We start from the raw sequence: 25,019 nt of genomic DNA on the forward strand, positions 1-25,019 counted from the left end.
AGCCCCCTGTGCTTTCGATTACGTCACAAAGCGACTATCGCTCCAAACCAACAACGGAGCATACTGATCTCTCACATACTGAATGACATTCGCCAGATGCTGCGAGTCATTTACTTTTCGCTTGGACCCCTGCTCGGTCCACCAGGTCTTGTTTACCCGATGAGATTCATTCAATCGTCGCGATGCATAGCTTTTGAAATCTCTGAGCAGAGTTGAAGGATCTGGGTCGCCGTTCACCATCACCACGAGGTGGATGTGGTTTGACATAATCGCATAAGCAAGAATGTTCCAGTCTCGATAATCTGCTGTTTCCAGTAATTGCGTCTGGATAACGATCGCATCTTCACGATCCAGGAAAACTGGTGCCTGAGACAAATTCTTGCTTGCGAGAATTTGAAGGCGATGTTGGCCTTCGTCGTAAGGAGTTTGTAACTGATTGTGTCGAGGCTCGGTTGAGGAATGTTGAAACTTTGGAGTGACAAAGCCACGATCATCACCCGGAAGCCATGAGCCATAGGTTGTCCAGGTAAGGAACCAACATCGTCTAGGAAGAGGATTGGACATTGTTGGCGTTATTCGTTGATGAAGGCACAGGGGGTTGACACCCCCCGCTCGCCTAAGAGATCAGATCTGTGAATAAGGCTTGGACACTAGTACGATCTTGATGATCTCAGAGACCGTGTCTTTGTACTTGGGGAGGTCTTTGACGGCAGCCCAGCTTTTTGAGCTGAGGAATTTGTCCCAGGTGGCTTTCTGCTTTTCTTCGGATTCGAAGACCATCATGTAAGTCAAAGCAGGATTGTGAGTGCTGGCGAGGTTTTGGCCGAAGAAGATTGGCTCGACGCCTGCTTCTTTGAAGACGGCCAGTTCGTCGTCGTTGAACATCGCGACTTTGCGTCGGGCATATTCTTCGTTGTGGCTTTTGTAGACGCGCATTTCGAAGTAGTGGCCGTCTTTCTTCAGGGTGTCATAGTTGACCATCAGACCGGGGGCGTTCTTGAAGCCTTTGCTGATCTGTGTTTCCAGACGGGCATACGGCGGCTGCTGTTTGGTGGCGAGCCAGTAGTCCTTCGCAGCTTCGACGAAGTCTTTGTCGGCTGCGAGTTCTTCGTAAAGTGATTCGTAGGTTTCGAGAGACTCAAACGGGATCAGGACGTAGATGTCTTTCGACTCTTCTGCTTTTTTATGACTGAAAACACCAACGGGGCCGATGTCTTTCTTATTGAGCGCGGGGAGAAACGCATCTTTCAGATACTTATCGACGACCGCAGTCTCCTGTTCAGGAGTAAAGTGGTACGTCTGCAGGACGTAATACATCGGCTTGGCGTCTTCGGCGCGGGTTGTCGTAGTCACCATCAGGATTCCCAGGGTCAACAGGGGGAGGAGCAAGGATCGCATCTTCGCATTCTTTCGTGGTGAGAATTTCGATCAAAGTCATTTCTGAATCAGTTCGCCATGGCGAGTGTCTTGTCGGCGTGAGACGCGTCGACACCCATCAGTTCGAGGAAACGAATACCGCCGTCGGTGACATCGTAGAAGGCTCCGACGATGCCAATTTTGCCTTCCTCGTGCAACGTCCGTAATGTGTCGGACTGCTCGAGAATTCGATTGATCACTGCTCGCACATTCTGCTTGCCGATCTCATCGGCGAAGACGGCGATTTCTTCTGGCGACATCTTCGAGATTCGCTCACGGTCCGGGGCATCAACGACCTGTTGAATGTCATCCATCAGGGACTGCAGATTCTGACAGCCTGTGACTTCGTCGGCACGCTGATGACTGGCGAGAAAACTGACGGCTGCATTGACGGCCCCGCATCGGGAGTGTCCCATGACAACCAGAAGTTTGGCGCCTGCGACTTTGCAGGCGTATTCCATGCTTCCCAGGATCTTGTCGTTGACCGTGTTCCCCGCGACTCGGACCGAGAAGACATCGCCCAGACCCAGATCGAAGACGAGTTCCGACGGGGTTCGCGAATCGATGCAGGCGAGGACGACAGCCATCGGGAACTGGGCCTGTGCGGTCCCGTCTTTTTGACGGGTCAGGTTCCGCGTGAGCGGTCGACCTTCGAGGAAGCGCTTATTGCCGGCTTTGAGGATTTCGAGCACGCTGGCAGGGGTCATTTTATCCTGCAGGTCGCGGTCGGAGTATTCGACGTACTGGATATCGTCTTCGACGTTGTACTTACTGCGGAAGCCGAGCATGCTGACTTTGATATCGCGTGCCGGGGCGTAATCAGTTTTGTACTCGTTGATCATATCGAGAACATCCGGATCGATGAAGACCGTATTGCGGGCATCGATGAGAACGTGACCGCCTTTGGGAACAGCGTACAGCGCGTCGCCTAAGGCTGCTCTGTTGAGGAAGGTAATCTGAGAAGCGAGTTCGATTCGCATGACGTCGCCAGAGAGGTGACGCTCGACGATGCGTCGCAGTGGACGAGCCTGATTGCTGCGAAGGATAAAGAAGACACTGGTTCCAAGGCCGATGAGAATCCCGACCAGCAGGTCGGTCAAAACAATGGCGAGTACGGTCACGATAAACGGAATGAACTGGACCCAGCCTCGTTTCCAGATATCTCTGATTTGCTCAGGCGAGACGAGTTTGTAACCGGTGACAATCAAGATAGCTGCAAGGCACGAAAGCGGGATACGATTGAGCAGCGGGATGAAGAAATAAATCGCGACCGCCAGAAGTACGCCGTGAAAAATGGTCGAGCGTTTGGACTGCGAGCCAGAGTCGATATTGACGGAACTGCGAACGACGACGGAAGTCACAGGGAAGCCACCGATGAGACCGCACACAAGATTTCCAACGCCTTGCGAGACGAGTTCCCAGCTGGGAGGCGTGTTGCGTTTTTGGGGATCGAGTCGATCGATGGCCTCAATGTTGAGCAGAGATTGCAGCGATGCAATCAGCGCGATCGTGACACCAGAAATGTAGATCCGGGGATCACCAAAGGCTGACCAGTCGGGCATGGTAAAGAAGTTTCCAGGTGGGATCGACACTTGATGGGAGGACGCAACAACCAGATGTCCGCCCATCATGTCAAAGAAGTAATCCAGTAACAGTCCAATGGCAACCACGACAATCGCCACAGGAACACGTCCTTTGCGTAGAACTTCGATTCGTTCCCAGGCAATCATGAACGCCAGGCTGATCAGCCCGATGATCGCGGGGCCGAGGTGAAAGTCGTTCCAGATGCCTCGAAACTCTGAGAAGGTCGTTTCCTGATCCGGCTGGTAGAAGGACATTTCGCCCGCAAAGTTCGTATCGTGCCCGAATAAGTGAGGGATCTGCTTGAGGATGATGATAATCCCGATCGCCGAGAGGAGCCCTTTAATCACGCTGGAAGGAAAAAACTTCGCAATCAAACCGGCTCGGATTGTCCCCATCAGGATCTGAATCACACCCGCCACGACGACGGCAGACAGCAAAGCTTGAAAACTTCCCAGACGGGAAATTTCTGCCAGCATGATGGCCGCCATACCGGCTGCAGGGCCACTCACCGATGTCTGAGAGCGACTCAAGGCGCCGACGATGATTCCGCCGACAATTCCCGAGATGATGCCCGCAATTGCAGGAGCACCCGCTGCCCGGGCGATTCCCAGGCACAATGGCAGTGCCACCAGAAACACGACCAGGCCAGCCAGAAAATCCTTGACGAGTGAATCACGCGGGGAAAGAGACGAGTCTTCGATCGTCGACATAGGCTTCAATTCTCACTTTTTCTATGGTGACAGCAACCATCAGGATGATCGTCGAAACAGATCAGCTCTCCGTCGGCCGTGGCGGGTTGGCCCAGTGACCGGACGAATCAACACCTGCAACCACAACGCCTTTGGCATTCCAGCCAAGAGCGGCATGCACATCCGACGGGGTATAACGCAGGGTCAGGCCGCAGCGGCGTCGGGTCGAATTGTTCGCATCCGAGCCATGCAGCAGCAAGTCACTGTGAAGAGAGATCTGGCCGGCCTGGAGGATATCGTTGACCGGCGTTCCGTACTGTTCAGGATTGTCGATGGTCTGACTCAAAACATTGTGTTCTTCGGGATTGCTCTCTTTATACGTCACATGCCCATAGTGATGCGAGCCTGACAAGAACCGCATGCAGCCATTTTCGACATCTGCATCATCGATCGCCAGCCAAACAGTGACGGCTTTCGTCGGAGTCAATGGCCAGTAGCTGGAATCCTGATGCCAGGCGACGGTCATGCCATCATTGGGCATTTTGCAGAAGAAGTGGGATCCCCAGCCAACGACGTTTTCGCCGAGAAGGTCTTTGACACAGGCGACGATTTTCGGATTCGTCAGGATATCGTAGACAGGTCCGTATTTCAGATGGGCACTGCTGATCGAATAACTGGTCCCGCCGTCTGCGATCACGCGGTTGAGCAAATCATCGAAATAGATGCGAATCGCGAGAATCTCGTCGACGGTATAAATCGAGACCGGTGCAATATAGCCATGTGCGTTGAAATGATTGATCTGCTCGCGCGTCAGCGATTGGGGATGCTCATTGACTGTGGGATGAAAACCGATCTTGCGATCAATCGATTTGAGTTCGTTTTCGTCGGGAACTATTTTGAATGTTGCAGCGGAACTCATGGTCGTGGTGTCCTTGTGTCACGCGAGAACGGTCGGCTCGTCCCGATTCTCATGTGGTGCGCCAGGTTGCACTGAGGAGCATAGTTCATGCGCTACGCATGAAGCAACGATGATCCGTCGTTTGACGAAACCCAATACGTCGGTGTACTCTCGCAGGATCAATCGAATTTCGCTGATCCTACTCAATTTTTGGAAGATCACACATGACGTCGCTGCGCCTCGCCGTTGTCCTGGGGATGTTTCTCCTCGCCTGCCCTGCCCTGATGGCCCAGGAAAAATCAGCCGAAAAGCCTGCCTGGCCGAAAGGTGAGATCCTCAAATTCGAGTTTAAAGACAGCCAGATCTATCCCGGGACGGTCCGCGACTACAATGTTTATATTCCCGCTCAATACGACGGCACGAAAGACGCCTGCGTTTACATCTGCCAGGACGGCATCATGTACAACGCCCCCAACGTCTTTGATGAATTGATTCACAAAGGTGAGATGCCGGTGACGATTGGAGTGTTCATCAAGCCAGGGGAAAATCGGGCCAGCTTCGAAGGGGGTCTGGGTCGCTATAATCGCAGCTATGAGTACGATGCGGTTGGGCCTCGTTATTCCAATTTCCTGCTCGAAGAACTTCTTCCGGATGTCGAGACGAAGAAAACATCCAAAGGGCTTCCGATCAAGCTGTCTGATCGCGGGACCGATCGCTGTATGTCGGGCAATTCGAGTGGCGGGGTTTGTGCCTTTACCGTTGCCTGGGAGAAGCCAGAGCAGTTCTCTCGCGTCTTTACGGGGGTGGGAACGTACGTCGGACTTCGGGGAGCTGATGCCTATGCAACATTAATTCGTAAGTACGAACCAAAGCCGATTCGTGTCTTTCTGGAAGATGGTGCCCAGGATCTCAACATCTACGCGGGCGACTGGTGGATGGCGAATAACACAATGCTGCGAGCCTTGCAGTTCATGGGCTATGAAGTCGACCATGCTTTCAGCCAGGATGGTGCGCATAACGCCAAACATGCCACGGAAGTCTTCCCCGATGCCATGCGTTATCTGTGGAAAAGCTGGCCCGAAGCCCCGAAAGCTGGCAAAGCTTCGCCCGACTATCAGGAACTCTTTTTCGCTGATAAGGGCTGGGCCGAAGTGACTGAATCGTCTGACCTCAAGGCAATCTTCTCACAACCAGAATCCGTCTCGGCGAATGGCATGAAACTGACGACCAAAGACCTGACGTACTCACCCGACTATTCTGTTGCGTATCGGGCCGAACCGACCAAGAACTATATCAACAGCTCGATCGTCGGCAAGGATGGCCAATTGCTGTACACCGAGCCGTACTTCTATCTCCACACGCCAGATGATACCGATGGCAGTGGTGCCCAAGGGATGGCTGTTGATCATCAGGGCTACGTCTATGTCGCAACTCGTCTAGGCGTGCAGGTCTGCGATGCTCCAGGGCGTGTTCGCTGCATTCTGCCACTACCCACCAATCAGCCCGCAGAGAAACTTGCCTTCGGTGGTGAAAACAACCAGACGCTCTTTGTGACGTCAGGCGGCAAAGTCTTCGCACGCCCAGTGAAACGACAAGGGCATCGCGCAGGAGATGCTCCAGTCAAACAGGTCAAGCCACGACTGTAGGTTTTGCGAGAGCGAACCTCCGTGTGAGCCGCAACTGTGTGTTGCGATACTCTCATCGTGCGACAAACATCGATGGCCTGGTCTTTCTCTCCGTCCTGAAGGGACGATTTCTAACAGCCCAGGGTAAAACCCTGGGTTAAGAAGACCTGAGAAAGATCACCACCCTGAAGGGGTGGGTTCATCGTGGAATTCGTGGTGAGCCGTCCCTACAGGACGGGAGAGAATCTCTGGTACCGTCAACCCAGGATTTCATCCTGGGCTGACTGATGACGGCCCTTCAGGCCTGAGACGAAGATATGAAAATCAATATCGAGTCGCAAATAAAAGTGTGCAACGCGGGGACAGACGCCTGGACGGAGCCTTGCGATCCCGGTTTACGTCGAATTAAAACGGTGTCTTCCCACCCGTGCAGCCATAGACCTCGCCCGTCACATAGCTGGCTAGCGACGATGCCAGCCAGACGTAAAGCGGGGCCAGTTCCGCAGGTTGGGCGGGGCGTTGGAAAATGGTGTCGCTGCCGAAGTTCTGGAACTTTTCTTCTGGCATCGTGGTTGGTATCAGCGGCGTCCAGACAGGACCAGGCGCGACGGCGTTGACGCGGATGCCGTGGTTGACCATCGCCATCTTCGCTAAGCCTTTCGTGAAGCCGATCATGGCGGATTTCGTCATCGCATACGCGAGTAGTTCGGGTGACGGGTCATATCCTTGAATCGACGCCGTGTTGATAATGGAGCCGCCCGGCTTCATGTGCTTGATGGCTTCACGAGACAGATAAAACATCGCGTAAATATTGGTTTTCACCGTGCGGTCGAACATCTCGTCATCAATGTCTTTGATGTCATCGACGGTCATCTGGTAGGCTGCGTTGTTGACGAGGATGTCACAGCTGCCGAATTTGGAGACGGTCTTCTGGATGATGGTGTCACAATGCTTGCGGTCTTGAATGTCGCCAGGAAGAAGGAGTGCTTCTGAACCACACTTTTTGATCATGTCGGCAGTATCTCGCGCATCTTTTTCTTCATCGAGAAACGAAATCGCGACTTTGGCTCCCTCCTTCGCGTACGCAATCGCAATCGCTCGACCGATGCCACTATCTCCGCCGGTGATGAGAGCGACTCGTCCCTGAAGAGCATTGTTGCCGACGTAGGTCTCCAGACCGTACTGTGGCTGGGGATTCATGTCTTCCGTGTCACCCGGTGGCTCGAACGCCTTCTGGTCCTTGAATGGCGGCTTGGGGTAAAACGTGCGTGGATCAGCAAAGACGGGTGCGCCTTGGGCATCGTTGGATTTCGAGGCCATGAGGGGTTCTCCTGCAACGATAGTGCGTGACGGTTAGTAATTTCCGACACAGCAACGGGCAGGTTTTGTGCCAACCGCATCGGTTGGTGGAAGATGAACGAATACCCTTCGCTTTTCTCGCGGTTTGGAGTCATCTCTTAATCGTCAGTGACTCGCCAGACTTCACGCTGGTAACCGATCACGCAGTCAAGCAGGACATCGACGTCGCCGGTTTTCGTAGGGTCCGCTGTGCGGACCGTTAAATACCATACGGTCCGGAGACCCCTTAGGAACTTGGCTAAAGATAACATCTGACCTTGAGATATCACGCATTACGGTCCGCACAGCGGACCCTACGGGATCTGCACGATGCGTTTCTCGCGGTAGGAGATATTTCCATATTGAGCGGTTGTTGCGGCCTGGACGGCGGCTTCGACGGTGTCGAGTGGTTCGCGTCCTTCGCGGATCGCGGCGGTCCAGTCGGCCAAGTGGAGTGTCTCGCCGTTATAAGAGCTGTAGAAGTCTTTTCCCTTGGGGCCTTCGCCGACGATGTTGCTGTCGATAATCTCGCCGGGTTCCTGGTCGTTATTTAATTGCTGGGTGACTTCATATCGGCCACGGTCGAAGTACAACGTCGCGTTGAGACCTTCGATGATCGTGCAGGCCTTGCGGTCGTTGTTGGTCAGGTTGTGAGAGAAGTCAGCCTGGATCTTTTCATTCGGATAGTCCAGCACGGCTTGTATGACGTCGGGGGCTTCTCGCTTATCACCGGCCAGATAAGAACCACCAACTGCAACGATCTGCCCAGGTTGTGGCAGGTCAAGCAAAAAATTTGTCGCATCGAGCCAGTGGACCATCAGGTCGCCGAGCATGCTGTTGCCGAAGTCCCAGAACCAGCGCCAATTGGCCATCTTGTACGCATCGAACGGCTGGTCAGGAGCGTTGCCGAGGAATCGCTTCCAGTCGACATCGGCCGGGTTGATCTTCGGGACGACGTATTCAAACGGTCGACGCTGATTGCGGTGCCATTGCATGTGAATACGGTGAATCGGCCCGAGTTTGATTTCACCGGCGTCGAGCTTCTGCTTGAGAACTTGAATATGCGGCATCGTGCGTTGTTGGGCGCCAACCTGCACCGCGATCTTGGGATGACGCTGTTTGACCTCGACCAGTTTTTTGCCTTCCTCAACATCATGCGAGACCGGCTTCTCGACATACACATGCTTGCCTGCTTCGATGGCATCAATGGTGATCGGGACGTGCCAGTGATCCGGGGTCGCAATGATGACGGCATCGACGTCCGGTCGATCGAGTAAGGCGCGATGGTCACCCGTCTGAAAAATGTCTTTCGATTTCGACAGCGACTTCAACTCCGCAAGTCGCTTGTTAGTCGCGTCGAGGTTTTTCGAGTAGACATCGCAGATCGCCGTCACGTTGACGCCCGGAACCCCTTCCAGCCCCGCCAGCAAGGCGCCACGCAATCGCCCCCCGCAGCCGATCAGGCCGACGTTCAGCGTTTCATTTTTCGCATACCCAAAGGCCGTTGAGGTATAGCCCCCTAATGACAGGCCTGCCATCGAGACGGAGAGGAACTGCATCGCTTCGCGTCGGGTCATGGTGTCAAACATCGTTGGCATCCTCGCATAGTCGGTAACTTTGGTTCATTCGCGAACCGATCATGTGTCGCTGATGCGTCCTTTGCAAGCAAGAGCGCATGAAAAACGGGTGCGGAATCAGACTCCTGCACCCGTTTCGAAAAGAACTGCAATGTCCACTGGGAATTGTTGCGAATTACCTCGCGATCCCCACCGCCCGTGTCTCCCTCAGCACCGTTACCCTCACTTCACCGGGATACGTCAGCTGGTCCTCAATCGCTTTGGCGATATCGCGAGCCATCGCGGCGGCTTCGCGGTCGTTGACTTGCTTCGAGTCGACGATGACGCGGACTTCGCGGCCGGCCTGAATCGCAAAGGTTTGTTCGACTCCGGGGAACCCGCAGGCGAGGGCTTCGAGTTCTTCCAGGCGTCGGACGTATTTCTCGAGCGTCTCGCGGCGTGCGCCCGGTCGAGCTGCTGAGATGGCATCCGCAGCAGCGACAAGAACCGTGTAGATGTATTCGGGACGAATATCGTCATGGTGACCGGCGGCGGAGTGAACGACTTCTCCCCCTTCGCCATAGCGTTTGAGAAGGTCGGCCCCGATGGCGGGGTGACCACCTTCCATTTCGTGGTCCGCAGCCTTGCCGATGTCGTGCGTGAAACCGCAGCGACGGGCAAGGTCAGCATCGAGGCCGAGTTGCTCAGCCATCATGCCGGTCAGGTGAGCCACTTCAATCGAGTGACGCAGGACGTTTTGCGAGTACGAGACGCGGAAGTTGAGTCGTCCCATCAGTTGCAGCAGTTTCTCATGCAGGCCGTGGACACCTGCTTCCTGAGCCCCTTCGCGCCCCAGACGCAGGATGTGCTCATCCATTTCCTTCTGAGTTTCTGCGACGATTTCTTCGATACGAGTCGGGTGAATCCGACCGTCCTGAATCAGTTTTCGCAACGTGATCTTGCCGATCTCGCGTCGGACGTTATCGAACGCCGAGACAATGACGACGCCAGGCGTATCGTCAACAATGACATCGACTCCGGTCGCTTTCTCAAACGCCCGGATGTTGCGACCTTCGCGGCCGATGATCCGGCCTTTCATTTCGTCATTCGGAATATCGACGGTCGAGACAGTCGTTTCCGACGTGTGTGCAGAGGCGTAACGCTGGACTGCCATGCCGATGATTTCACGAGCCTTGGAGTCGACCGTTTCACGAATCGTCGCTTCGTGTTTCATGATCACGGCGCCGGTTTCGTTGCGCAGTTCCTGGCCGAGGCGATCCAACAGGCGAGTCGTGGCCTGGTCTTTGTTGAGGCCGGAGATCTTGAACAGTTCGTCCTGTTCCTGTTTGACGATCTTGGAGAGTTCTGCTTCGCGCATCTCGACTGATTTCAGACGCTCGGTCAGACGGGACTGCATTCCCTCGACCATGCGTTCTTTCTTCCGCATGTCGTTCTGAATTTCTTCGACCTGGACTTCACGCTTATCAAGACGTCGCTCCTGTTCCTTCAGGTCATCGCGAAGTTTATCGATTTCTCTGTCGAGCCCTTCCCGACGCTTCATCAGATCCGCTTTAATATCGACCTCAGCCGACTTCTTGATCGTTTCCCCTTCGCGGTGGGCTTCGTCGATGATTTGTTTGGCTGATTTATAAGTCGACGACTTGAGCATCCGTTCGGCGAAGAAACCGACAGCAAGGCCCAGAGCAAGGCCGAGAACGAGTGAGATGGTTGGATCCATGGCAGTACTCCTCCAGATTTATCTGCTGATTCCGAAGAACCAGGAAGGAGTCTGTGCGTGACAGCGGAGACGTCATCACCGTTCAGGCGAAAAGAGGGCCTGAGGGATGAGAGTGACAGAATTCCCAGACAACGCGGGATCGAGCGAATGGCTTTCCGATGAAACGACATCGCAGGCTCTCTGACATGGCAGGCAAAGACCTTCGACAGAAGTGGAACAACCTGTTCGGCGGCGGACAGCGTCGTGGCAGGCCGATTAACAGCCCGCCACGATGATCATGAACCAGCCGAGGCGTGCGTGAAGGGGCCTCGATCAAACCGTGCAGGTTCGACAGCGACCAGACCTTCAGGAGAGCCGTCTGGGCGCATTGCAGCATGTTCCGAGCAGACCGACGAACGTACGAAAACGCTCGCATCAGCCAGCTCATCACGAAGCTTGCGAAAGGCCAAACAAACGACCACGACCCGTCTGACATTGGATTCCCGTCCGACAACTCGTACACTCGATCAACGTGTTTTCTAAGAATTCCGCATCGCCGCTGTTCGTGGCAGACTCGAGATTGATAGAGAAAACAAAACGATCCGCTTACCCGAAACAGGCAAGCGAGAGTGGCCACAGGCGTGACGTGGACGGTTCCTCGTTTGAGAATGACTTCAGAGCAGATGCCAAGACGTGTTCGCAAGAGAAGGCTGGCCGCGCGCGTCATGTCCTGTGGACACGACGCAGATTCATCTGCCATCTCGGGTCTTGCGTCGTCATGCGGTACATGCGATGACGTGTGAGTTCCCGAAGTGGCCGATAGACCTGCATCACGCATCGTAACAGACTCGATTTTTGGGTCAATATCCACGCGCACACATACAACAGGATTCGAAATCTCGATGTCCCAGCCCCGGCGAAGTCCCGACGAGCAGCTTTCGCCGCTTGCCCAGATTCTGGGTCAGAAGCTGGAAAATCAGGATTGCGTGCTGCTGGCAGTGTCGGGGGGAGCCGACAGTATTGCCCTGCTTCGAACGGCCGTCGAGCTGCGTCAAGAAAAGCAGATTCACCTCGAAGTCGCCCATTTTCAGCATCATCTCAGAGGGCAGGCATCGCTGGATGACCAGTCGTTTGTCGAACAACTCTGCAAAACGCTGTCCATTCCCTGCCACGTTGGTGAAGCTGACTGGACGCAAGAGAAGCCAAGTGAAGCGTCTGCCCGGCATCAACGGTATGCCTTTCTCGTCGCAACAGCCAACCAGTTGCAGATCCCCCTCGTTCTGACGGCTCATCATGCCTCGGATCAGGCAGAGACAGTCCTGCATCACATCATCCGCGGGACGGGGATCGCCGGGCTGGCTGGGATGACGGATTCGCGCATGCTTTCAGACGGAGTGGTACTGCTGCGCCCGTTTTTGTCTGTCTCGAAACAGGAACTTTTGTCCTACCTTACCCAGCTGGAACAACCGTTTCGAGAGGACGAGTCCAACGCAAGTCTCGATTGGACGCGCAATCGACTTCGCCATGACCTGCTTCCTTTGCTCACGTCTCAATACAACGAACAAGCCGAAACCGCCCTGCTCCGCCTGGCTCAACAGGCGCGCGAGGTTGACGACTATTTGAAGTCGACAGCTCTCAATCTTCTTCAGTCAGCACTATTGGAATCGTCTCCAGAACATGCGCGTCTGGATGCAACGGCCTTCGCGGGCCACCCGGCTCTAATCCGTCGAGAAGCCTTCGTTCTGCTCTGGACGACACTGGGCTGGCCGCGGCAAAAAATGGGGTTTGATGAGTGGCAAAGATTATCAAATGTTGTCGAAATCAAACGAACATCATTTGACCTCCCTGGTCCGATTCATGTCGAGCGACGAGCCAGTTTATTGGTTTTGACACGGCGGATGTCCGATTGACAACAAATCATCAGTCGAAGCTGATTTTTATCAATAATTCGTCATTGATGGATGTGGAATTCGTGTTAAGCCCTCGCTAGGATGAAGGCCCGTATCGCCCGGCTAAAGAGTGTCACAGTCCTTTAGCCTGCGCCATCGGTTAAACAAACCTCCCAAGCATCCACGACGAACACGCATCCATTCCTGCGGAGAGCCCCGATGACTGAACCGAAGCCTCCTGTTCCCTCAACGCCGATTGAGCGACCCGCTGTCGCTGCTGACTATTCCGCCCAGGCCTCTCCGACGACTGGCGCTCCCGGCCATTCGTATGTGCTGTTCTGGGGCTGCTTCATCGCCCTGATCACGACGGCGTTCGGCTTCATCACACGGATGTTCCTGCTCAACGAATGGGCCGGCATTTACGGACTGGACCCTGCACAACTGGGACGCCTCCAGGGAATTGGTATCTGGCCATTTGCTGTCAGTATCATTCTTTTCAGTCTGTTCATCGATCGCATCGGCTACAAAGTCGCGATGTATATCGCGTTCCTGGGTTATCTGACCTGGGTCGGAATGGCGACGGCTGCCTACAACACAGTCGGAACAAACAAAGAGCTTTCCTTCCAACTGCTTTACTGGGGCTCGCTGATCCTCGGTCTTTCCAACGGTACAGTGGAAGCCTTCATCAACCCGCTGGTCGCGACGATGTTCAGCCACAACAAGACCAAGTGGCTCAACATTCTGCACGCAGGCTGGCCGGGCGGACTGGTACTCGCCGGTTTGCTGCTGATTGGACTGGCCGAATCGGGTATGCAGATTCCATGGATCTACAAGATTCAGCTGATCGCGATCCCGACCGTCATCTTCGGAATCATGCTGACCCCGCTCAAATTCCCTGTCTCTGAACGTGTTGCCTCGGGCGTTTCCTACCGACGGATGCTTCAGGAGTTCGGTTTCCTGGGGGCGAGTGTTGTGGGCTTCCTGATTACCCTTCAACTCCTCGACTTCTTCCAACCACAAGATGCGATGACGAAGTACATCTTCATCGGTCTCGGCGTTGCGATGGTTCTGGCCTTCACGGCTTATACTCAGACTCTCGGCAGTCCTCTGATGTTCTTCATGATTCTTATCATGATGCCACTTGCAACGACCGAACTCGGGACCGATGGCTGGATCACTTCCATCATGGAAGAAGTCGCCAAGGGCAACTTCAATCCAGGCTGGGTGCTGGTTTACACCTCGGCAATCATGATGGTCCTGCGATTCTTCGCTGGTCCGATCGTGCACAAAATCTCTCCGCTGGGACTGCTTGCCAGCTGTGCTGTACTGGCCATCATCGGGCTCTATACGCTGTCGATTACGCAGGGCATGATGATCTTCGTCGCTGCAACGATTTATGGCGTTGCCAAGACATTCTTCTGGCCGACGATGCTCGGTGTTGTGGCTGAACAGTGTCCGAAAGGTGGTGCCTTCACCCTGAACGCTCTAGGCGGCATTGGAATGCTCGCTGTCGGAACGCTGGGTGGCACGTACATCGGGGTTCTGCAAGTTCAGAACGAAAACAAAGCCGTAGCCAGCAGCAAAGAAATCACCGAAATGGTCCCCGGTATCGTCCAACAAGACGGCGGCCTGACAGTGACTCAAGATCGCAGCATTTATGAGATCATGAACTACAAGGCGATCTCGGACGAGAAACTCAATGCAAAGATTGCCGAAGTCGCTCCTGACAAGCAGGACGAAGCCAAAAAGCTCGTCGCCGAAGTTCGTGCCAACAGCAAGCAGAAAGCGCTGGCTGACATGATCTACTTCCCGATGGCGATGCTCGCGGGCTACATCATTCTCATCATGTACTTCGCCAGCAAGGGTGGTTACAAGGCCAAGGACATTCACGAAGCCGACCACGCTCGTGAACCTGTCGCGTCTCACTGATCAAGACAGTGATCATCTTTCTAAAAAACCACGAACCGCATGTTGCTTCATTCGCGACATGCGGTTTTTCTTTGCAGAAACGGCTTCGTTCAGCAGAAAAACGGGTAGCATCTTTTTGACAAGTTGTGCTAACGTCCCAAGCTTGTTTGCGCATCGGCGAATCCATTTGTTTCCACGACCAGAGAGATTGATTTCAGGATGGAACTGAAAGATCGAGTCATCGTCGTCACCGGAGGCGGGTCAGGTATCGGGCGGGCTATGTGTCAGCGGTTCGCCAAAGAACAGCCCAAGGGGATCATTGTCGCGGACATCGACCCGCTGGCTGCCAATCAGACGGCTGAAGAAATTGGCGGGATCCCCTGCGTCTGTGATCTCACGCTCGAAACAAACGTCAAACGCCTGATTGACCTCGCTGAGGGCGAACTCGGCCCGGTCGACCTGTACTGCGCGAACGCTGGACTGACCTACAAAGGAGGCTGCGAACTTCCTGATCCCGAGTGGCAGAGGTTGTGGCAGTTGCACGTCATGTCGACCGTTTATGCGGCCCGCCTGCTCGTTCCCGGCATGCTCGAACGCAAGTCCGGTTACTTCATGCTGACTTCTTCCGCTGCGGGTATCCTCACCGAGATCGGCTCAGCCGCGTACTCCGTCACGAAACATGCAACCGTCGCGCTCGCAGAGTGGCTGTCGATTCATTACGCCAGAAAAGGGATCGGCGTTTCCTGCCTCTGCCCGGCTGGCGTCGATACCGGCTTCCTCGACCACGAAGACCCGATTCACCAGTTCCTGCACATGTCCGCCGTCACCCCCGAGCAGGTCGCGGACCTGATTCTCAACGGCATCCGTGACGAGAAATTCTTACTGACGACTCACCCCGAAATCGACGAGTTCTTCGCCTTCAAGACACGCGACTACCCCAAATACCTCTCGGGCTTCCAACGCCTCGTCGAAAAGCTGACGAAACGCAAAAAGACATAATTCTCAAGGGGGTAGTCCGGGTTGTCCCAACCCGGACGGCGAAGCCGCAAGAAACACGACGATCGCGCAAGAGAGCGCTACATCCAACCATCCATCAACGCGCTTTCCGTGTTTCTCTCCGGTTCTGAACGAACCGGCCGACGTTAAGACAACCTCAGCTACCCTTGATTTGCGAGTAAGCGCCCTGCTGCTTCGCAGGCTTCTTTGATCACCTCGGGCAGGCCGACGCCGTGGAAGGCGTTGGTGGTCATCGCCAGGTTGGGGAGCGTCTGGAGTCGCTGTTCGATCGCCGCGACTCTCTGCAGGTGTCCGATGTGATACTGCGGCATACTGCGGTTCCAGCGACACACGATCGCAAAATCGGGCTCGCCTTTGAGTCCGAAGATTGAGCCGAGTTCTCGCTGGACGGTCTCGATGATTTGATCTTCGGTTCGCTGAAGAAGTTCTGCCTGCATGGCACCGCCGACGAACGTACGGCAGATGACTTTCCCGTCGGGCGCACGGCCTTCGAACTTGCGCGACAGGAATGACGTGGCAAGGATGTCCCGTTTCTCGATGGCGGGGATGACCAGACCGAAGGCGTTGAGTGGATGGGTGGAATCAGCAAGGCGGTGTCCGCTGACGACGATCGCGGTGGAGGCGTATTCGATCTGGTTGAGCTGTCCAGACAACTCGACGTCGGTGGAACTTAACAAGCCCGCAGAAACGTAGGTCGGGACGGCGAGGATCACGGCGTCAAAACACCGTATTTCGCCATCGCTGAATTCGATATTCCAAGACACAGGGGGTTGACACCCCCCGCTCGCCTTTAGAGAGACTACTTTTGTGTTGAGTTGGAGCTCGTGGCGTTGCTGGATGGGTTTGGCGAGGGCGTCTTGCAGGGTCGACATGCCGTCTTTGAGTGACATGAAGAGGCTGTAACGGGCTCCGCTGGCTTTCTCTTCGCCGGCTGAGTTGTTCTTGTTCTGCAGTCGTAACGCACGGATGACGCTGCCATGGTTCTGTTCCATTTCCAGGAACCGTGGCAACGTCGCGAGCAGGCTGAGCTTCTCAGGATCAGACGTGTAAATCCCGCCAACCATCGGTTGAGCGATCCGTTCGAGGAGTTCATTGCCGAAGCGTCGCCGGACGAACGAGGCGAGAGACTCGTCGGTCATCTCGGGCTTCTTCGGAATGAAAGCTTCCTGCAGGGCTCGCAGCTTTCCCTTCCAGGAGAGCAACGGCGTCATCAGCATCGGCCAGATCTGGGTTGGTGCAAGAAGATTAAATCCAGCTGGTGTTTCAACAGGTTTCCCGCGATGCAGAATCAACGATCTGCGATACCGGGCGTTCGTCGAGATGAGCTGGTCTTCGAGTCCCAAGTCCTTGACGAGCTGCATGCCCCAGGGCTTGTTGGTGATGAAGGAATCGGCCCCCGTTTCGACAAGGTAGTCGTCAATGCGCTGACTGCCGAAGACGCCGCCGTAGCGGGAGGAGGCTTCGAACAGTGTGATCGAAATCGCTCGTCCCGTTTGTGTCGCGAGTCGATCGAGTTCCCAGGCAGCGGTCAGCCCCGAGAGTCCGCCGCCGATCACCGCAACGCGCAGCGGACCGTTTGATGCTGGCCCGTCAACGCTCATTAGCGCGATCCCATCTCATGGACCATTTTGACGAGGGCCTTCACATGATCGGGATTCATCTCCGGCATGACGCCGTGTCCCAGATTAAAGATGTGACCGGGACGACCGGCTGCGCCATCAAGGACGGCTTTCGCTTTCATTCGGAGCGTATCGAGGTCAGCAAACAGTACCACCGGATCCATGTTCCCCTGCACGGCGAAATCATGCCCGACAGTCTCCCAGGCTTGAGCCAGCGGCATGCGCCAATCGAGCCCCATGACCGCCCCGCCGGCGGCTCGCTGATGTTTCAGCAGCGCCGGATTGCCAGTCAGGAAGTTGATGACCGGTGCCCCCTGGACCGAGTCGATCAGCTGTTTCGTGTACGGCATGACGTATTGCTGGTAGTCATCGGCGGACAGACACCCGGCCCAGCTGTCGAAGATCTGGACGGCCTGACAACCCGCTTCGATCTGACGATTCAGATAGCGTCCCAAGCTGCGGACCAGCGTTTCCATCAGATGCTTCCAAGCCTGCGGCTGGGAGTACATCATGGTTTTGGTGCGAACATAGCTTTTCGAGCCTCCTCCTTCGATGGCATAAGACGCCATCGTAAAGGGCGCACCGCAGAAACCGAGCAGCGGAATATCGGCAGGAAGGTCGCGACGGATCAGCTTGACGGCTTCGTAGACATAGCCAAGTTCATCGGGATTCTCGAGTTCTTTGAATCGGCCGATCTGTGTCGCGTCGTAGAGCGGATTGTGAATGACGGGACCTTCCCCCTTCTGATACTCGAGGTCCATGCCCATCGGTTCCAGAATCGGGAGCAGGTCAGCAAACAAGATCGCCGCATCAACGCCGAGGAGTCGCTGGGCGTCGAGCGTGACCTGAGCCGCGAGGTCGGGGCGTTTGCAAAGCTCGATGAACGTCACTTTGTTACGAACTTCGCGGTATTCGGGCAGATAACGCCCCGCCTGTCGCATGATCCAGACGGGGGTCGTGTCCACCGGTTCACGCCGAATGGCTTTCATCATGCGGGAATTCTTCAATGCGTCCGTCATCATGCCGCGTTTCTGCCTCATCGAAAGTTTTTCTCGATTGTAGACAGCAAGGCGATCAAACGGTACCGACCGCAGAAGCTTTACGCGAGGATCGCCTGAAGCAGTTCATGGGTTTGCGGATCATTCAGCTGGGCTTTTCCAAACCCTGGAACTGCACCTAGCGCCACCGCTTCCTGATGATACTCAGGGTAGTTGGTCACCAGCATAACGGGCGTTTGAGAAGTCTTCTCGTCAGCTTTCAGATGGCGGATGATTTCCAGTCCATCGCTGTAGTCCGCATCGAGTTTACGATTGATAAGGATCAGGTCGTATTTCGTGTTCTGAGCTTTTTCGAGCGCGGATTTCGCGACATCCGCTTCCTCGATCTCGATTCCCGGGAAAAGAGTATTAAACAAGCGTACCAGTGAACCATGATCAGGACGACATTGCCCCACACTCAGAATGCGACGTTTCATAAAATTCAGCCCCTTTTTCGACGAACACTGCTGTCATGATAGGAGGTCATGGAACGAGAGCAAACCTTACTCGACGTTCGCTGCGCGCAAAAAAAGAGCGTTCCGAACGGGCGATGTTCGAAACGCTCTAAGGATCATGCGATAAGTGCGGGCCAGTACTTATCACACTTCCAAAAAGAGAATGCACACCGTGTACCACATGGCGTGCATTTTTTAATTTCATACCTACCAATGACTTACGGCCTGGCACGGTAATGACCCCATGTCGTCTGCGACGCTTATTTCGCTGCACATGCTGCAAAGTGCAACAGCTTTTTTGTTCAACGAAATCCCGCTGATCCCTTCTTGGGTCGAGTGTGAAAATTTACCGCGCGGCTTGAGACTTTTTGTCGGGAAACTCAAAGTTTTGACATTCCTGATAGTTGATCCGTTTTGGCCCTACGGCTCATAATCGGATCGTCGCTTGACGACATCTACTTGCATCCCGCCGCGTCTGAAAAGGAACTCCCTATGCGTCTCACCCTGCCTCGAATCGCTTTTACGGTTCTCACCATGGCTGCCCTCTCCAGCACCTCTTTGTTCGCAGCTGACAACACATTGACTGCTGAAGAAAAGTCAGCCGGCTGGGAACTCCTCTTCGACGGCAAGACGCTCGATGGCTGGAAAATCTACAAAGGCAAACAACCAGAAAACGGCAAGAACTGGAAAGCCGAAGAAGGCGTTCTGTCACTCGCTAAGCCAGGTGGCGGCGACCTCGTGACCGACAAGCAGTACGAAAACTTCGAGCTCGCCCTCGACTTCAAAATCTCTGAAGGCGGCAACAGCGGGTTGATGTTCCACGTCGTCGACACTGACGGTCCTTCTTACCACTCGGGTCCAGAGATCCAGATCCTGGACGACGCTCGCAATCAGCGCGAAGCTCAGAAGTCTGGTTACCTTTACCAGATGTACAAACCAGCGGAAGGGGTCGATCCTTTCAAAGCCGACGAGTGGAACAGCTATGTCATTCACATCGATTCAGTGAACGGCAGCTGGGTCAAACTCAACGGCGTCAAACTGTACGACTTCCAAATCGGCAGCGACGACTGGAAGAAGCGTCTGGAATCAACCAAGTTCAAAGCCTGGAAAGATTTCGCCGCTCACAAGTCAGGCTCGATCTGCCTGCAAGACCACGGCGATGTGGTTTCTTTCCGCAACATCAAAGTCCGAGAACTCAAGTAGTTCTTTGAGAGCATCAAGTAAAGCCATCGTCATGAAATGTGACGATGGCTTTTTTTATGGACACTGCTTCGGGAGGGCGAGGCTCCGTCCGAGCCGCTGTCCCGCGTTGCACACTTTGATGACGACTCGATGTTGATCGTGATCTTCCTTCTTTTCGTCTCAGGCCTGAAGGGCCGTCATCAGGTTAAGGGCGGGAAAGAAGATCTCAACCGTCCTGTAGGGACGGCTCAGGTTGCATCTCGCGCTGACCCGTCCCTACAGGACGGAAACATCTCATCTTGCCGTGTCCCCAGGATTTCATCCTGGGCTGGTAGAAATCGTCCCTACAGGACGGAGAGAAGGCGAGGCCTTTGCTATCCAACTCACGACTGAAGTCTCGCAACGCTCGCCGTTGCCGGCATACGACGGAACGAATAGCAGACGGTTCACACGGATTTTCGCCCTTGCGGATCCTTTACCGCGGCGGTTTGATCACGATGGCCTCGTCCGTGATCGTATAGGTGGCGCCGATGGGGGTGCAGATCTTGTCCAGAAGTTCGTCGATGTTCGCTTTGTTAACGTCCAGAGAGATTGGCTGGGACAAGTCGATGCCCGACTTCTTCAACAGCTCTTCATCGTAGGTCAGGTCGAGTCCCGAGTCAGCGATGGCTTTCAGGACATTACGCGCCCGGGCATTCGGGACTTTGAGCGTGAATTCCCGTTTCGTCAGGGGCACAACGCGGCGTGTGGTGTTTGTCTTGCCAGACTCGATGAAACCAGCCAGTTCCTGCTTCCAGTCTTCAATGCCTGGTAACTCTTTGATTTCAAAGACCGGTGACTCTCGACTCATCTTGGGCGAAATCGCAATCGTCTTACCGAATTGAAACGTGAAGACGACCGCAGATTCCAGCTCGCTCATCTGCTGCAACTGCCGAGCGGCGAGGACGTCGTAGGTCAGCGACTCTTTGTTTGACAGTCTGAGATGTCCCGCTGCTTCGAGATTCGCAACGACTTCCTCGGTCGTCTGAAAATCTGCCCAGGAAACATCGGTCGGCTGGAACAGCTCGATCGCTCGCCTGGACGCTAACTTCAAAGGGGGGCCTTTGAGTTCGGCTTTCAACTGCTTGATGCGAGCCGGTAGCAGGACGGCTCGTTCGTCAGCAGAGTAAAAGATCGTTTCGCCGATCATCGCGACGTGAAGTTCGGACTGCTCTGCGATCAGGTGAATCGCGCTGGAAAGGGACTGGTCTTTGACAACCAGCGTGACGAGGCGATGCGGGTCGACGCGTCGATCCAGGCAGATCGCGACGTCGTACCTTTCTGACACCTGGGCAATCACTTGCCCCAGTTCCATTTCATCCAGCCGGAGATTCACCCAGGCAGAAAGACGCTTTTCAAAATTTGGTCGAGGGGCTGACTGTGTCCCCTGCCCTTCGAGTTCTACGCTGGCCAGCATGATCAAAAAACAAAAGCCCAGAACAACCGTGAGGCAGTTCCGGGCTTTATGTTTTGGACTAGTCATATGGGTAGCCACAGAGTTCACAGAGGACACCGAGGAAAACCAGAGGCTTGGGCAGATAAGTTCTCTGCTTATTCCCTCTGTGATTTCTGTGCCATCAGTGGCAAAGTTCTTTACAGGATCGCTTTGATCTTCTGCAGGAACTCTTTGTTGGTTGGGAACCGGTTCAAGGTGGCCGTTAGTTGCTCCATGGCTTCGACTGGGTTCAAAGAAACCAGTGAGCGACGCAGCATCGTGATGCCTTCGAGGGTCTCGCGGTCGAGGATTTTCTCTTCGCGACGAGTTCCCGATTTGGACACGTCGATGGCTGGCCAGATACGTCGATCGGCCAGTTCGCGGCTGAGGACCATTTCCATGTTCCCTGTGCCTTTGAATTCCTGGAAGATGACTTCATCCATCTGACTACCGGTGTTGATGAGAGCCGTTCCGACGACCGTCAACGATCCACCTTCGTCAAATCGACGAGCCTGACCGAACATTTTCTTCGGGATGTCCATGGCTTTGACATCCAGACCGCCGGTCATCGTGCGACCCGTGTTGCCAACCCACTTGTTGAACGCCCGGGCGGTACGAGTGATGGAATCGAGCAGAATGAAGGCGTCTCCGCCCGCTTCTGCAATCCGCTTGCCGCGTTCGATGATCAGTTGAGACGTCCGGACGTGACTTTCAACATCGCGGTCCATCGAAGAAGCGATGACTTCTCCGCGAACAAGGCGACGCATTTCCGTCACTTCTTCTGGACGCTCATCGATCAACAGAACGATCAGGTGAACTTCCGGATGGTTGGTGCTGACCGAGTTGGCGATGTCCTGAAGGAGCATCGTTTTACCGGTCCGAGGCGGAGCAACGATCAGGGCCCGCTGGCCTTTTCCGATCGGAGTCAGCAGGTCCATGACCCGCATCGTGATCGGAGTCGGGCCGGTTTCGAGTTTGATCTGCTCGAACGGGTTGATCGCGGTCAGTTCGTCGAAGTGTTTGAGTTGTTCATACTCTTCGACTTCACGGTTATCGATCGTAAAGATTTCGTGCAGACGTGGACCCTGGTTACGAGAACCTGGACCAACGTGGCCGGTGATCATGATCCCTTCACGCAGCTTGTGCTTTTCAACCAGTGAGCTGGAGACGAATGGATCATGCTCCTGAGAACCGTAATCGACAGAGGGATCTCTCAGGAAGCCATAGCCCTTGGGGTGCAGTTCGAGGACACCGGTGAAAGTGCCGTTAATCTCGACAACTGGAGCCGTTCCGCTGGTGGTACGAGCGGTGTAATTGGCCTTGGCTGGCTGCTTACGGCCACCCTTTTGGAAGTTGCCTCCCTGTTGGCCAACACCACCTTGAAATCCTGGTCGCTGTGGACGATCACCGCGTTGACGGAATCCGCCATTGCCGCCGCGATCATTCTGGAAGCGGTCGCCTCCGCGATCACCGCCACGGTCTGGACCACGGTCGCGAGTCTGACCCTGACCTGGTCCACCTTGATAACGGTCACGATAGCGACGTCCGCCGTTGAATCCTTGTCCGCCACGGTCGCCTTGAGGTCGGTCACCCTGTGGACGATCCCCTTGCTGGCGGTCGCCATAGGGCTGGCGATCTCCATACGAAGGACGGTCGCCGTAAGGCTGACGGTCACCTTGTGGACGGTCACTCTGGTGTCGGTCGCCGTAAGGGCGGTCGCCTTGCTGGCGATCTCCGTACGAACGATCTCCCTGGGAACGGTCGCCGTAAGGCTGACGGTCGCCTTGAGGTCGATCACCCTGTGGACGATCACTGCGTTGACGGTCGCCATAACGATCGCCTTGTGGACGATCCCCCTGCTGGCGATCACGACGCTGAAAGTTACCGCCCCGTGGACGATACCCTTGTTGATCATCGCTGGAAGGCTTGGCTGGTTCGTCAAAAGAAACGTCTTCGACATGTTCAGAGCGTTCTTCGACTTCATCGCGGTCACGTTCTTTGCGGAACGAAGACGGCTGCTCGACAGGAGGAGCAGGACGACGAGATTCGGCTTTGGGAGCAGCTTGTTTTGGTTGCTCATCCGCATCGTCGAAATCATCGAACGACAGGTTCAGCTCTTCGTCCTGACGTGGGGCGCGGCGTCTGACCTTGGCTGCGGCAGGGCGTTTTTCCTCGACTTCGGCTGGGCGTTCTTCTTTAACGACAGGAGCTTCAAAGTCCAGCGAGGCACCGAAGTCATCGTCGTCACGAACAGGCTTGGCGACGCGAGCACGGCGTGTCGTGCGGGGCTTGGGAGCTTCTTCCTGCTCAGCAGCGGCGGCACGTTCTGCAGCAGCGGCGGCCTTGGCGGCGGCGGCTTTCGTGATCGGCTTGGCAGGAGCAGGAGCAGGAGCGGCTTCTTGTTCGAGCGGTTGTTCCACAGCATCTTCAGCCGTCGTCCGCTTACGGGTACGTCGACGATTGGGAACAGAGGTTTCAGAGCTATCGAATGACATTCATTGTCCCTTAAAAACAGGTAACCAGCAATGAGGGCTGACGCGGGGGAGCCGGGGAGCAAAAGTACTCAGAAGCGGCCGCGTGATTAAGCATGGAGATCGTTTCGTGATCAGCGGTTCGAGAAAACACCCACTGGGAACTCATATCGACTGCGATACGCTGAACCCAGGTGTTGTCACCATCGATGATCCGAGATTGCACATCCTTGGGAAATAAAGAAATAAGTAAGAGGCGAGGTCAGGCCATCTGCTGCTTGAGAAGTCTCAGTTGAGCGAGAGGACGTCATCACCAGTCCGTTAGAAACTCAGTGTTTTACGCTTTGCACGATCTGAACGGCATGCGTTTCATGCCAGACTTATGATCAAATTGCGTGCCAAGACAAAACAGGAATTTGAATTCTTCAAGAACGTCCTGAAAACACGAAGTCGACCATGTCGACCGATATCACACCCCATCAGAATCGACTGACACGATTCGCAGTTCGTGAGTCACACGTTCGGAAAACACACGACCAAAAATCACGCAATCTGGAATCAAACAGTCAAACGACGAGGGTGACTAAACAACCTGGAAATTCACGACGAAGACTTGCCTGCAGTTTGAGAAGGAGCTTTTCGACGGTGGAATGCGTCGTGAAAGTCTCGCAGAAAGTCAAACCGCTGACTTCGCGTGATTCGTCTGACAGACTTCTTGAACGAAGGCTGACGACTGAAATTGACGGTGATCGAAGGATGCCCAGAGTCTGATCAGGCCATCGTAGGCACTTGATCTTGCTAGCAGCCCTGGCACCTGAAAAACCTTAGTAGGTATAAACCCTGGAGGTAATGAACCGTTGTCTCAAGTATCAGCAGAATAGTTGCAAAGATTTAGCAATTATCAGCGTTTTATCAACTTGAGCTGAAGAACTGATTTCACAGCGAACCTTAACCACGTCGTTTGCAAATCGACTGTCAGGAAGAAATCAGCCACAGAGACGGTCTACTTCGATTTCCGTACACCAAGCTTGATTTAATACTAGTCGTCGCAAATGCCCTGTCAATCAAGATCAGGAGCTTTAGGGAGAAGAATTCGCGGAAAGATATTTCAAATTCGATCCGTTCTAATAAGAACAGACCGCAA

The 25,019-nt window shown here is 54.7% G+C and carries 18 protein-coding genes; 6 read left to right on the forward strand and 12 right to left on the reverse strand.

Annotation, left to right across the window (positions count from 1 at the left end; genetic code table 11):
- Window positions 1-18 precede the first annotated feature (18 nt).
- The 4 genes from SH248x_RS12270 to SH248x_RS12285 all read right to left on the reverse strand — a co-directional run bounded on the left by SH248x_RS12270 (window position 19) and on the right by SH248x_RS12285 (window position 4,608).
- Window positions 19-564 carry a transposase gene (locus tag SH248x_RS12270; RefSeq protein WP_459554568.1) on the reverse strand — a complete coding sequence of 182 codons (546 nt, stop codon included), beginning with the start codon at window positions 562-564 and terminating at the stop codon, window positions 19-21.
- 60 nt (window positions 565-624) lie between these two features.
- Window positions 625-1,398, reverse strand: coding sequence for an NIPSNAP family protein (locus tag SH248x_RS12275; protein WP_459554569.1), 774 nt, complete (start codon window positions 1,396-1,398; stop codon window positions 625-627).
- Window positions 1,399-1,445: 47 nt separating this feature from the next.
- Window positions 1,446-3,710 carry a bifunctional SulP family inorganic anion transporter/carbonic anhydrase gene (locus SH248x_RS12280; protein ID WP_459554570.1) on the reverse strand — a complete coding sequence of 755 codons (2,265 nt, stop codon included), beginning with the start codon at window positions 3,708-3,710 and terminating at the stop codon, window positions 1,446-1,448.
- 61 nt (window positions 3,711-3,771) lie between these two features.
- On the reverse strand, window positions 3,772-4,608 hold the full coding sequence (locus SH248x_RS12285; protein ID WP_459554571.1) for a phytanoyl-CoA dioxygenase family protein: 837 nt from the start codon (window positions 4,606-4,608) through the stop codon (window positions 3,772-3,774).
- 203 nt (window positions 4,609-4,811) lie between these two features.
- Between SH248x_RS12285 and SH248x_RS12290 the strand changes: the two genes are divergently transcribed.
- Window positions 4,812-6,233: an alpha/beta hydrolase-fold protein gene (locus tag SH248x_RS12290; protein WP_459554572.1), complete on the forward strand. Its 1,422-nt coding sequence runs from the start codon at window positions 4,812-4,814 to the stop codon at window positions 6,231-6,233.
- A 384-nt stretch (window positions 6,234-6,617) separates the two neighbouring features.
- Here the strand turns inward: SH248x_RS12290 and SH248x_RS12295 are convergent, their stop codons facing one another.
- The 3 genes from SH248x_RS12295 to rny all read right to left on the reverse strand — a co-directional run bounded on the left by SH248x_RS12295 (window position 6,618) and on the right by rny (window position 10,844).
- Window positions 6,618-7,532, reverse strand: a complete 915-nt coding sequence (locus tag SH248x_RS12295) for a Rossmann-fold NAD(P)-binding domain-containing protein (protein ID WP_459554573.1) — start codon at window positions 7,530-7,532, stop codon at window positions 6,618-6,620.
- A gap of 332 nt (window positions 7,533-7,864) precedes the next feature.
- Entirely contained in the window at window positions 7,865-9,139 is a 1,275-nt protein-coding gene (locus SH248x_RS12300; protein ID WP_459554574.1) for a Gfo/Idh/MocA family protein, read from the reverse strand.
- 163 nt (window positions 9,140-9,302) lie between these two features.
- Window positions 9,303-10,844 carry a ribonuclease Y gene (rny, locus tag SH248x_RS12305; RefSeq protein WP_459554575.1) on the reverse strand — a complete coding sequence of 514 codons (1,542 nt, stop codon included), beginning with the start codon at window positions 10,842-10,844 and terminating at the stop codon, window positions 9,303-9,305.
- An 881-nt stretch (window positions 10,845-11,725) separates the two neighbouring features.
- Here rny and tilS point away from each other — a divergent pair.
- The 3 genes from tilS (at window position 11,726) to SH248x_RS12320 (ending at window position 15,619) form a co-directional block, all read left to right on the forward strand.
- Window positions 11,726-12,733 carry a tRNA lysidine(34) synthetase gene (gene tilS, locus SH248x_RS12310; RefSeq protein ID WP_459554576.1) on the forward strand — a complete coding sequence of 336 codons (1,008 nt, stop codon included), beginning with the start codon at window positions 11,726-11,728 and terminating at the stop codon, window positions 12,731-12,733.
- A 198-nt stretch (window positions 12,734-12,931) separates the two neighbouring features.
- Complete coding sequence (locus SH248x_RS12315) at window positions 12,932-14,641, forward strand: MFS transporter (protein ID WP_459554577.1); 1,710 nt, start codon at window positions 12,932-12,934, stop codon at window positions 14,639-14,641.
- Between the two features lie 198 nt (window positions 14,642-14,839).
- The gene (locus SH248x_RS12320) at window positions 14,840-15,619 is read left to right on the forward strand and encodes an SDR family oxidoreductase (protein WP_459554578.1); all 780 of its coding nucleotides are present in this window, start codon (window positions 14,840-14,842) and stop codon (window positions 15,617-15,619) included.
- A 158-nt stretch (window positions 15,620-15,777) separates the two neighbouring features.
- On the opposite strand, the gene hemG is transcribed toward SH248x_RS12320, so the two are convergent.
- The 3 genes from hemG to SH248x_RS12335 all read right to left on the reverse strand — a co-directional run bounded on the left by hemG (window position 15,778) and on the right by SH248x_RS12335 (window position 18,730).
- Entirely contained in the window at window positions 15,778-17,238 is a 1,461-nt protein-coding gene (hemG, locus tag SH248x_RS12325; protein ID WP_459554579.1) for a protoporphyrinogen/coproporphyrinogen oxidase, read from the reverse strand.
- Window positions 17,238-18,278, reverse strand: coding sequence for a uroporphyrinogen decarboxylase (hemE, locus tag SH248x_RS12330; RefSeq protein ID WP_459554580.1), 1,041 nt, complete (start codon window positions 18,276-18,278; stop codon window positions 17,238-17,240). The genes hemG and hemE overlap by 1 nt, the downstream gene beginning before the upstream one ends.
- Window positions 18,279-18,355: 77 nt before the next feature.
- Window positions 18,356-18,730: a PleD family two-component system response regulator gene (locus SH248x_RS12335; protein WP_459554581.1), complete on the reverse strand. Its 375-nt coding sequence runs from the start codon at window positions 18,728-18,730 to the stop codon at window positions 18,356-18,358.
- A gap of 262 nt (window positions 18,731-18,992) precedes the next feature.
- Here SH248x_RS12335 and SH248x_RS12340 point away from each other — a divergent pair, with 262 nt between their 5' ends.
- Window positions 18,993-19,181: a hypothetical protein gene (locus tag SH248x_RS12340; RefSeq protein WP_459554582.1), complete on the forward strand. Its 189-nt coding sequence runs from the start codon at window positions 18,993-18,995 to the stop codon at window positions 19,179-19,181.
- A gap of 59 nt (window positions 19,182-19,240) precedes the next feature.
- Entirely contained in the window at window positions 19,241-19,951 is a 711-nt protein-coding gene (locus tag SH248x_RS12345; protein WP_459554583.1) for a 3-keto-disaccharide hydrolase, read from the forward strand.
- 454 nt (window positions 19,952-20,405) lie between these two features.
- Here SH248x_RS12345 and SH248x_RS12350 read toward each other — a convergent pair whose 3' ends face one another.
- A complete protein-coding gene (locus SH248x_RS12350) occupies window positions 20,406-21,452 on the reverse strand; it encodes a hypothetical protein (RefSeq protein WP_459554584.1) in 1,047 nt (348 codons plus the stop codon).
- A gap of 110 nt (window positions 21,453-21,562) precedes the next feature.
- On the reverse strand, window positions 21,563-23,899 hold the full coding sequence (gene rho / locus SH248x_RS12355; RefSeq protein ID WP_459554585.1) for a transcription termination factor Rho: 2,337 nt from the start codon (window positions 23,897-23,899) through the stop codon (window positions 21,563-21,565).
- Window positions 23,900-25,019: the final 1,120 nt, after the last annotated feature.

Source organism: Lacunimicrobium album (assembly GCF_052161635.1).
Lineage (GTDB): Bacteria > Planctomycetota > Planctomycetia > Planctomycetales > Planctomycetaceae > SXPC01.